Below are 9,065 nucleotides of genomic sequence, written 5' to 3' on the forward strand. Positions count from 1 at the left end.
ATCAGCGACTATCTTGAGATCCTGCGCTCGCGCGCGCGCATCCAGGCCATCGTGAAGGAAGAGCTGGCGAAGGTGAGGGATGACTTCGCCACGCCGCGCCGGACCGAGATCGTCGAGCAGATGGACGAGGTGGAAGAGGAAGACCTCATCCACCGCGAGGACATGGTCGTCACCGTGTCGCATCAGGGCTACATCAAGCGTGTGCCGCTTTCGACCTATCGGGCGCAGCGCCGCGGCGGCAAGGGCCGCGCCGGGATGCAGACGCGCGACGAGGATTTCGTGGCGCGGCTGTTCGTGGCGTCCACCCATGCGCCGGTACTGTATTTCTCCTCGCTCGGCCGCGTCTACAAACTCAAGGTCTGGAAGTTGCCAATGGCGGCGCCGCAGGCGCGTGGCAAGGCGATCATCAACATTCTGCCGCTGCAGCAGGGCGAGCGCATCACCACCATCATGCCGCTGCCCGAGGACGAGTCGACCTGGGACACGCTCGACGTGATGTTTGCGACCACGAAGGGCACGGTCCGCCGCAACAAGCTGTCCGATTTCTCGGACGTTCGCCCGTCCGGCATCATTGCGATGAAGCTCGACGAAGGCGAGGGCATCGTCGACGTGCAGATCTGCCGCGAGACCGACGATGTGTTGCTGACCGCCGCGAACGGCCAGTGCATCCGTTTTGCAGTGTCGGATGTGCGCGTGTTCGCCGGCCGCTCGTCAATGGGTGTGCGCGGCATTTCGATGGAGGAGGGTGATCGCATCATTTCCATGTCGATCCTTCGCCATGTCGATGCGACTGCCGAGGAACGGGCCGCCTATCTCAAGCGAGCCAATGCCGTGCGCCGCGGCGATGAAGCCGATTCTGCCGATGCGGACGACGAGGCCGATGCGGAGGACGTCGGGGGCGATACCATCGAACTTGGCGAGCAGCGCTATGTCGAGATGTCGGCGGCCGAGCAGTTCGTGCTGACCGTCACCGAAAAGGGCATGGGCAAGCGCACCAGCTCCTACGAATACCGGATCACCAATCGCGGCGGCAAAGGCATCGTCGCAATGGGCATCCTCGAGGGCAAGAAGGGCGCCAAGACCATCCGCAAGAAGACCGGCAAGCTGGTCGCCTCCTTCCCGGTGGAAGAATCCGACCAGATCATGCTGGTGACCGACCGCGGACAATTGATCCGCACGCGGGTCGAAGGCATCCGGATCGTGAGCCGCTCCTCGCAGGGCGTGATCGTGTTCGATACGGCCGAAGACGAACGTGTGGTCTCGGTCGAGCGGCTCTCCGAAGAAGGCGACGACGTTTCCAACGGATCGTAACGCTCCAACGGTTCGTATCCGGGCGCGCGAGCCCTTCAACTTCTCCACATGGACAAGTCTGTCACGGCCGTGGCGCGTAGCGCTGCGGCAAAAAGGGGTGGCGCCATGAAGGCCGACGAAGCTGCCGAAATGATGGATGCGGAAAAGTCGAAAGACACCTTCAAGCAGCGGGCCGCGGTTGCGATTGCATTCTTCGCGATGCTGCTCGCTATCACCGGACTTGGCGGCCAGAACGCGACCAAAGACGCACTCAACAGCAACGTCGAGGCGTCGAATTACTGGAATTTCTTCCAGGCGAAGAACATGCGTCAGACCGCATACGCACTGGCTGCCGACGAGATCGAGGCGGCCTGGCTTGCGACGCCCGGATTGCCGGATGAAGCGCGTGCGGCGCTTAAGGACAAGGCTGCCAAATACCGCGCGACCGTCGCGCGCTATGAGTCCGAGCCGACGACGAACGAGGGCAAGACAGAACTGGTCGCGCGCGCGAAGCAGCTGGAATCAAAGCGCGACCACGCGCTCAAACAGGATCCCTATTTCGACTACGCCGAGGCATTGCTGCAGATCGCGATCGTTTTGATTTCGGTCGCGATCGTCGCCGATGTGGTCTGGCTGAGCTTCTTCGGCGGGGCGGTCGGTCTTCTCGGCGGCCTCTTGATGATCAACGGGTTCACGCTTTGGGTGAGCGTCCCGTTCCTGAGCTGATGCTGTGGCGCGGAGACCTGCGCCGAAGCGGCAAGGTCAGCGCACGGTGCGTCGGATGAAGTCGGCCGCCTCGAGATTCAGCTTCGCCTCGCCGTAGGACATCATCCAGCTCGACGGAGCGACCAGGTTCGACAGCGGCAAATTGGACAAGGGAGCTCGGTCGAGCAGCGCCGCGCGGCTGAGACGGGCCGGCGCCGCGCCGGACGCCGCCCTGATCTCGTCGGGCGTGATCCGGTCGGGAGCAACGACCCGGACTTTGACCGATCGGCCGGCATTGCGGGTCTCGTCCCGAACGCAGGTGCGGGCGTAATACGGCCAGCTTCGGAGTTCGCAATCGGAGAGGTCGGCTCGGTCGCTCTTCTGGCCGGGCACCTGCGCACTGGCATTCACCAGCACGGGAACGGCGAATATCAGGAAGGCCGCCAGCGCGGCGGCACTTGCCATCGCAGTTGCGGCCTTGATCATGATTTCTGCGCGCCCTTCCGGCTTGAACTCATCCGTGTGGGCTTAAGACTCCCGAAAGGGAATTTGGTTCGACCCTCGCAAAATTTATGAGAAATCCGGAACGCGGTCCGGGGTGTGGCGTTGTCTGACCCTTGCGGGAATGTGGACCGCAAGCTAGACGGACCTATGCCGCGCATCGCCCTTTATGCCGGATCGTTCGACCCGGTCACCAACGGTCATCTCGACGTCGTCCGGCAGGCCGCAAGGCTGGCCGACCGGCTCGTGCTTGCTATCGGCGTCCATCCCGGCAAGACCCCGGTTTTCACCCCGCAGGAGCGGATGGATATGCTGGCCGAGGTCTGCAAGCCGGTGGCCAAAGAGACCGGCTGCGAGTTCGGCTATCTGACATTCGACGATCTCGTTGTACGGGCAGCGCAGCGCGAAAGCGCGACCCTGCTGATCCGCGGCCTGCGCGACGGCACCGATTTCGATTACGAGATGCAGATGGCTGGCATGAACGGCGCGATGGTGCCGGAGGTCCAGACCGTGTTCCTGCCGGCATCCCCGGCGGTGCGCCCGATCACTGCCACACTCGTGCGCCAGATCGCCAAGATGGGTGGCGACATTTCGCAATTTGTGCCCGCATCTGTCGCAGCGCGGCTCAAAGCCAAATTCTCGTCCTAGTTCCTGGACGCTCAGGGAGCCTTCATGATCCGCATTCTTGCCGTGCTGCTGACCGCGCTTGCGCTTGTGGCGCCGGTCCAGCCCGCATCCGCCCAATCCGATCCGCAGAACACGCTGGTGCTTGAAACCACCAAGGGCAATGTCGTCATCCGTCTGCGCAACGACATCGCGCCCGGCCACGCCGAGCGCATCAAGCAGCTCGCGCGTGATGGCTTCTACAACAATGTGCCGTTCCACCGCGTCATTCCCGGCTTCATGGCGCAGACCGGCGACGGTGAGCGCGGCGACGGACGCGGTAAATCGAAATATCCGAACATCAAGGCCGAGTTCTCGCAGGTGCCATTCCGCCGTGGCGTGGTCGGCATGGCGCGCGCGAGCGACCCGAACTCGGCCAATTGTCAGTTCTTCATCACCTACGCCGAAGCCCCGCATCTGAACGGTCAATATACGGTGATCGGCGAGGTGGTGTCCGGCATGGACAATGTCGACAAGATCAAAAAGGGCGAACCGGTGCAGGATCCAGATCGCATCACGCGCGCCTTTGTGCAGGCCGACAAGAAATAGGGAGATCCGATATGGCCGATCCGGAAAACACACTGAAGCTCGAGACTACCAAGGGCGACGTCGTCATCGAGATGCGTCCCGACCTTGCGCCGAACCATGTTGCACGCATCAAGGAACTGGTGCGCGACGGCTTCTATGACGGCATCGTCTTTCACCGCGTGATCGACGGCTTCATGGCGCAGACCGGCTGCCCGCAGGGCACCGGGACCGGCGGTTCGGGCAAGAAACTGAAGGCGGAGTTCAACGCCGAGCCGCACGTGCGCGGCGTCGTCTCTATGGCGCGCGCGCAGAACCCGGATTCCGGCGACAGCCAGTTCTTCATCGTGTTCGATGACGCGACCTTCCTTGACCGTCAATACACGGTCTGGGGCAAGGTGATCTCCGGCATGGAAAATGTCGACAAGATCAAGCGCGGCGAACCGGTGCGTGATCCCGACAAGATCATCAAGGCGACGATCGCGGCGGATGCGTAGTTTCTTATCCCTCCCTGAAAGGGGAGGGTCGGCCGCCGAAGGCGGTCGGGGTGGGGTTCTCTATGATTGACCCCCACCCGGCGCACTTCGTGCGCCGACCTTCCCCTTGCAGGGGGAGGTACAGGATGGCGAATGCTCACATCTCTCTTTGATTTCGACCTGCCGCCGGAACGCATCGCTCTGCGTCCGGCGTCGCCGCGCGATTCCGCGCGGATGATGGTCGTGCGCCCGGGCGAGACGCCGGAGACCGAAGACAGGATCGTGCGCGATCTGCCTGAGCTGTTGCGTGCAGGCGATGCGCTGGTGGTGAACGACACCAAGGTCATTCCGGCGAGGCTGTTCGGGAGGCGCATCGGCCGTGGCGAGGAGCCGAAGATCGAGGCGACGCTGCACAAGCGGCTCGATGGCTCGCGCTGGCTCGCCTTCGTCAAGCCGGCGAAGCGTCTGCAGGAGGGCGACATCGTCCGTTTCGGCGACGAGGGCAAGGTCTGCTTTCTCGGCCAGCTCGATGCGACGGTGGAGCACAAGGGCGACGCCGGCGAGGTGACGCTGTCCTTTGCGTTTCATGGCGCGGTCCTCGATCAGGCCATCGCCGAGCGCGGGGAAATGCCGCTGCCGCCCTATATCGCCGGCAAGCGCAAGGCCGACGAGCGTGATGCTGCCGATTATCAGACCATGTTCGCGGACGAGGAGGGCTCCGTCGCCGCTCCAACCGCCGCGCTGCATTTCACGCCCGATCTGGCATCGCGACTTCAGGCCGCCGGCGTGTCCTTGCACAAGCTGACGCTGCATGTCGGCGCCGGCACCTTTCTGCCGGTGAAGGCGGACGACACTGCCGCTCACAGGATGCATGCGGAATGGGGTGAGATCGACGAGGCGACGGCGGCCGCGCTGAACGAGGTCCGCGCAAGGGGCGGGCGTCTGGTGCCGGTCGGGACCACGGCCTTGCGGCTGCTGGAGAGCGCGGCCGATGACGCGGGCAGGGTGCGCCCTTTCCGCGGCGAGACCGATATCTTCATCACGCCGGGCTATCGCTTCCGCGCTACCGATCTCCTGATGACCAATTTCCATCTGCCGCGATCGACCCTGTTCATGCTGGTCGCGGCCTTTTCCGGGCTCGAGACGATGCAGCGCGCCTATGCCCATGCCATCGCGACCGGCTATCGGTTCTATTCCTACGGCGACGCCTGCCTGTTACATCCCGGACAATGACCAAGCCCTTCTCCTTCCACCTGATCGCAACCGATGGCTCAGCGCGCGCCGGCGAGGTCGAGACCGCGCATGGCCGGATCGCAACGCCGGCCTTTATGCCGGTCGGCACGCAGGCGACGGTGAAGGCGATTACGACCGACGATGTCGCGCGCACCGGCGCCGATATCCTGCTCGCCAACACGTATCATCTGATGCTGCGACCGGGTCCCGAGCGGGTCGCAGCGCTTGGCGGGCTGCATAGGTTCATGAACTGGAACAAGCCGATCCTGACGGATTCCGGTGGCTTCCAGGTCATGTCGCTGTCGCAGCTGCGCAAGCTCGACGAGCGCGCGGTGACGTTCCGCTCTCATCTCGACGGGACGATGTACGAATTGTCTCCCGAGCGCGCGATCGAAATTCAGCGGCTCCTCGGGGCGGATATTTCGATGCAGCTCGACGAATGCCTGCGCCTGCCGGCAAAGCGCGAGGAGATCAAACGCGCGATGCAGCTGTCGCTGCGCTGGGCGGAGCGCTCAAAGCGCGCATTTGAAGGTGCAAAGCCCGGATACGCGCTGTTCGGCATCGTGCAGGGCGGCGACGACCCGGAGCTGCGGGTGGAAAGCGCGCGGGCCCTCGTCGGGATGGACTTCCAGGGCTACGCGATCGGTGGTCTTGCCGTCGGCGAGCCGCAGGCGGTGATGCTGGCGATGATTGATATCGTGGCGCCGGAATTGCCGACGGACCGGCCGCGTTACCTGATGGGCGTGGGCACGCCGGACGACCTGATCGAGGCGGTGTGGCGCGGTGTCGACATGTTCGACTGCGTGATGCCGACGAGGAATGGCCGCCATGGCCTGGCCTTCACCCGGCATGGTCCGGTCAATCTGAAGAATGCGCGGCACGCCGATGACCCTCGTCCGCTCGATGAGCGCAGCAGCGATCCTGCGACGCGGACCTATTCGCGTGCGTATCTGCATCACCTCGTGAAGGCGAACGAGGCGCTCGGCGGGATGCTGCTGACGCAGGTCAATCTCGCCTATTATCAGTCCCTGATGCGTGGGGCGCGCGAGGCGATCGCGGCTGGGACCTTCATGGCTTATCGCGATGCGACAAAGCAGGGCTGGGACGCGGGCGACATTCCGCCGCGATAGGTCGGCCCGATCTCGACCGTGCTGGGCTCTTACGGGTCGCAGTTGATCTCGCTCTCGCTCGACCGGAGGCTCGGCCGCGAGTTCTGAGCTCCCCCGCGACCATCCATGCAGCTTTTGGGACTTGCCCTTGCGGCGCAAAGTCTGCTTTTTGGCGGCTGATTGGGAGATCTAGCCATGCATCACAAGAACAATCCTGCGCGCCGGTTCCGCACGACAGGCCTTGCCCTCGCCGGGCTTGCCGCAATGTTGCTGGCTCCGTTGCCTGCTGCGGCCCAGGGCAAATATCCGGACCGTCCGGTGAAGATCGTTCTGCCCTTCGGCGCGGGGGGCGTTGCCGACATCACGACACGGCTCGTGGCCGAGAAGCTCGGCGAGAAGCTTGGCCAGCGTTTTGTGGTCGAAAACAATCCGGGCGCCGGTGGCATTTCCGCGGCGCGCGCAGTCATGTCGTCGCCGGCCGATGGTTACACGCTCGCGGTCTTCTCGAACGGCACGGCTGTCAGCGTCGGTCTGTTCAAGAGCCTGCCGTTCGATCCGATCAAGGATTTCGCGCCGGTTTCGGCGATGGGATATTTCGACCTCGTCCTGGTGACCAACGCCACCGGCCCCTACAAGACGCTCGGCGACTTTGTGAAAGCCGCGAAGGAGAAGCCGGGGCAGCTCAACGTCGGCACCATCGCCGCAGGCTCGAGCCAGAATCTCGGCGCTGAGCTGTTCAAGTCGGTCTCCGGGCTGAATTTCGTGATCGTGCCGTTCAAGACCTCCGGCGACGTGCTGGTGGCGCTTGAGCGCAATGACATCCAGATGGGAGCCGAGTTCTACGCTGCGCTTCGCGGCGGCCTCGAGGCCAAGAAGTTCATCCCAGTCGCGATCTCGGGCTCGAAGCGCGGCGCCTATCTGCCGGATGCTCCGACCGCGAAAGAGGCGGGCGAACCGAAATGGGACGTCACATCCTGGAACGCGATCTTCGCGCCGGCCGGTACGCCTCCGGACGTGATCGCCACCTTGAACAAGGCGCTGAACGAAGTGCTGGCCGATCCGGAAGTGAAGAAGAAGGCGCTCGAACTCGGCATCGACGCACGCGGCTCGACGCCGCAGGAAATTCAGGACCGCCTGAAGAGCGACATCGCCAAGTGGGCTGACGTCATTCAGAAGGCCGGCATCGAGAAGCGCTGATGTCGCAGATCGACTTTTCGAAGCGGCGGAAGCCGGTATTCCAGCTTCCGCCGAATGCATGCGACGCGCATTGCCATGTGTTCGGTCCGGGCAGCGTGTTTCCCTATGCGCCGAACCGGCGTTATACGCCCGAGGATGCGCCGAAGGAGACGCTGAAAGCGTTGCACGATCATCTCGGGCTGACGCGCGCCGTGATCGTGCAGGCGAGCTGCCATGGCAGTGACAATCGCGCGATGCTCGATGCGCTGGCTTGGCAGCCGGAGCTCTATCGCGGCGTTGCGATCATCGACGCCAATACGCCGGGCTCCGACATTCCGGTCATGCATCGGGCCGGGGTGCGCGGCGCGCGCTTCAACTTCGTGAAGCATCTCGGCGGCTCGCCGGACATGGACGTGTTCGCCAACGTCCTGCGCCGCATCAAGCCGCTTGGCTGGCATGTGGTGCTGCACGTGGACGCGCCAGACATCATTCCGTTGTCGGACATGATGCGCGGGCTGACGCTGCCGTTCGTGATCGATCACATGGGGCGGGTGCCGGCAAAGGACGGCGTCGATCAGAAACCGCTTGAGGCGCTGCTCGATCTCGCAAAGCTCGATCGCTGCTGGATCAAGGTCTCGGGGTCGGAACGGATCGACATGCCGCCTTACGACAAGGCGGTTCCGATCGCTCGCAGGATCGTGGAGGCCAGTCCCGACCGCGTGTTGTGGGGCACGGATTTCCCGCATCCCAACTCGACGCATGACGCGGACGAGGCCGACCTGGTCGACCTTCTGCCAAAGATCGCTCCCGATGCGGCGCTGCAGAAGAAGCTGCTGATCGACAACCCGGCCAGGCTCTACGGGTATTAAATCACCGGTATGCGGGCGCCCGAAAAGGGAAAGGGCTCACCGCATGTGCCGGTGAGCCCTTTTTTCTTTGCTTTGATCGGGAGTCAGTTTTCGTATGGCACCGCGAGCGCCGTACGGAATTCGTGGTCGCAGCTATCGCAGGCCCAAATATTCGTGATCTTACCCTGCCCAACAAACTCGGTACCCGCGGCCGCGAATTGTATATTACCGCAGGACGGGCAGGCCGGCCGACGAAAAGCAGGGTAAGCGACGGGGGCTGGATCGCCGGATGATAGCCTCATGACGGTCCTCCTTCTCGTTACCCCTCCTCCTAGCGCCCAGACCTGTACCGGTCGTTCATGGCAACTTCACGACACTGCATTGCGAGATTGCGAGGCTGCGCGATTAGAAGAAAATGAGATGCGAGTTTGAAACCTTTGCGTGATCGCTGTGCGTATGCGGATCGCGCCGGTTGCGGGTCGTCGATAGCGGCCGAAACAACGAAGATGTTCTGTTTGGTGTGATGAGAGGTTCAATTG

At 63.4% G+C, this 9,065-nt stretch carries 10 protein-coding genes; 9 read left to right on the forward strand and 1 reads right to left on the reverse strand.

Features of this window, described 5'->3' with window-relative positions; genetic code table 11:
• Positions 1-1,311 (forward strand): DNA gyrase C-terminal beta-propeller domain-containing protein (locus VNZ93_RS18995; protein ID WP_325708753.1); only part of this gene is annotated, 1,311 nt, incomplete at its 5' end.
• Positions 1,312-1,416: 105 nt separating this feature from the next.
• Positions 1,417-2,016, forward strand: coding sequence for a DUF4337 domain-containing protein (locus VNZ93_RS19000; protein ID WP_325708756.1), 600 nt, complete (start codon positions 1,417-1,419; stop codon positions 2,014-2,016).
• A 36-nt stretch (positions 2,017-2,052) separates the two neighbouring features.
• Here VNZ93_RS19000 and VNZ93_RS19005 read toward each other — a convergent pair whose 3' ends face one another.
• Positions 2,053-2,481 (reverse strand): hypothetical protein, encoded by a 429-nt coding sequence (locus VNZ93_RS19005; RefSeq protein ID WP_325708759.1) that lies wholly within the window; start codon positions 2,479-2,481, stop codon positions 2,053-2,055.
• Positions 2,482-2,646: 165 nt separating this feature from the next.
• Here VNZ93_RS19005 and coaD point away from each other — a divergent pair, with 165 nt between their 5' ends.
• The 7 genes from coaD to VNZ93_RS19040 all read left to right on the forward strand — a co-directional run bounded on the left by coaD (position 2,647) and on the right by VNZ93_RS19040 (position 8,547).
• Positions 2,647-3,144: a pantetheine-phosphate adenylyltransferase gene (gene coaD / locus VNZ93_RS19010; RefSeq protein ID WP_325708762.1), complete on the forward strand. Its 498-nt coding sequence runs from the start codon at positions 2,647-2,649 to the stop codon at positions 3,142-3,144.
• Positions 3,145-3,168: 24 nt separating this feature from the next.
• Entirely contained in the window at positions 3,169-3,708 is a 540-nt protein-coding gene (locus tag VNZ93_RS19015; protein WP_325708765.1) for a peptidylprolyl isomerase, read from the forward strand.
• A gap of 11 nt (positions 3,709-3,719) precedes the next feature.
• Complete coding sequence (locus VNZ93_RS19020; protein WP_325708768.1) at positions 3,720-4,181, forward strand: peptidylprolyl isomerase; 462 nt, start codon at positions 3,720-3,722, stop codon at positions 4,179-4,181.
• A 132-nt stretch (positions 4,182-4,313) separates the two neighbouring features.
• Positions 4,314-5,393 (forward strand): tRNA preQ1(34) S-adenosylmethionine ribosyltransferase-isomerase QueA, encoded by a 1,080-nt coding sequence (gene queA / locus VNZ93_RS19025; protein WP_325708771.1) that lies wholly within the window; start codon positions 4,314-4,316, stop codon positions 5,391-5,393.
• The gene (gene tgt, locus VNZ93_RS19030) at positions 5,390-6,523 is read left to right on the forward strand and encodes a tRNA guanosine(34) transglycosylase Tgt (protein ID WP_325708774.1); all 1,134 of its coding nucleotides are present in this window, start codon (positions 5,390-5,392) and stop codon (positions 6,521-6,523) included. Before queA ends, tgt begins: the two co-directional genes overlap by 4 nt.
• Before the next feature lie 174 nt (positions 6,524-6,697).
• Positions 6,698-7,699, forward strand: coding sequence for a tripartite tricarboxylate transporter substrate binding protein (locus VNZ93_RS19035; protein ID WP_325708777.1), 1,002 nt, complete (start codon positions 6,698-6,700; stop codon positions 7,697-7,699).
• Positions 7,699-8,547 (forward strand): amidohydrolase family protein, encoded by an 849-nt coding sequence (locus tag VNZ93_RS19040; RefSeq protein ID WP_325708780.1) that lies wholly within the window; start codon positions 7,699-7,701, stop codon positions 8,545-8,547. The genes VNZ93_RS19035 and VNZ93_RS19040 overlap by 1 nt, the downstream gene beginning before the upstream one ends.
• The last annotated feature ends 518 nt before the right edge of the window (positions 8,548-9,065 follow it).

The sequence above is a fragment of the Pseudorhodoplanes sp. genome (assembly GCF_035565795.1).
GTDB lineage: Bacteria > Pseudomonadota > Alphaproteobacteria > Rhizobiales > Xanthobacteraceae > Pseudorhodoplanes.

Coding starts and splice junctions, on each gene's coding strand:
- VNZ93_RS19015 (WP_325708765.1), top strand. CDS start 3,169: ATGATCCGCATTCTTGCCGTGCTGCTGACCGCGCTTGCGCTTGTGGCG.
- VNZ93_RS19040 (WP_325708780.1), top strand. CDS start 7,699: ATGTCGCAGATCGACTTTTCGAAGCGGCGGAAGCCGGTATTCCAGCTT.
- VNZ93_RS19020 (WP_325708768.1), top strand. CDS start 3,720: ATGGCCGATCCGGAAAACACACTGAAGCTCGAGACTACCAAGGGCGAC.
- VNZ93_RS19035 (WP_325708777.1), top strand. CDS start 6,698: ATGCATCACAAGAACAATCCTGCGCGCCGGTTCCGCACGACAGGCCTT.
- coaD (WP_325708762.1), top strand. CDS start 2,647: ATGCCGCGCATCGCCCTTTATGCCGGATCGTTCGACCCGGTCACCAAC.
- VNZ93_RS19000 (WP_325708756.1), top strand. CDS start 1,417: ATGAAGGCCGACGAAGCTGCCGAAATGATGGATGCGGAAAAGTCGAAA.
- queA (WP_325708771.1), top strand. CDS start 4,314: ATGCTCACATCTCTCTTTGATTTCGACCTGCCGCCGGAACGCATCGCT.
- tgt (WP_325708774.1), top strand. CDS start 5,390: ATGACCAAGCCCTTCTCCTTCCACCTGATCGCAACCGATGGCTCAGCG.
- VNZ93_RS19005 (WP_325708759.1), bottom strand. CDS start 2,481: ATGATCAAGGCCGCAACTGCGATGGCAAGTGCCGCCGCGCTGGCGGCC.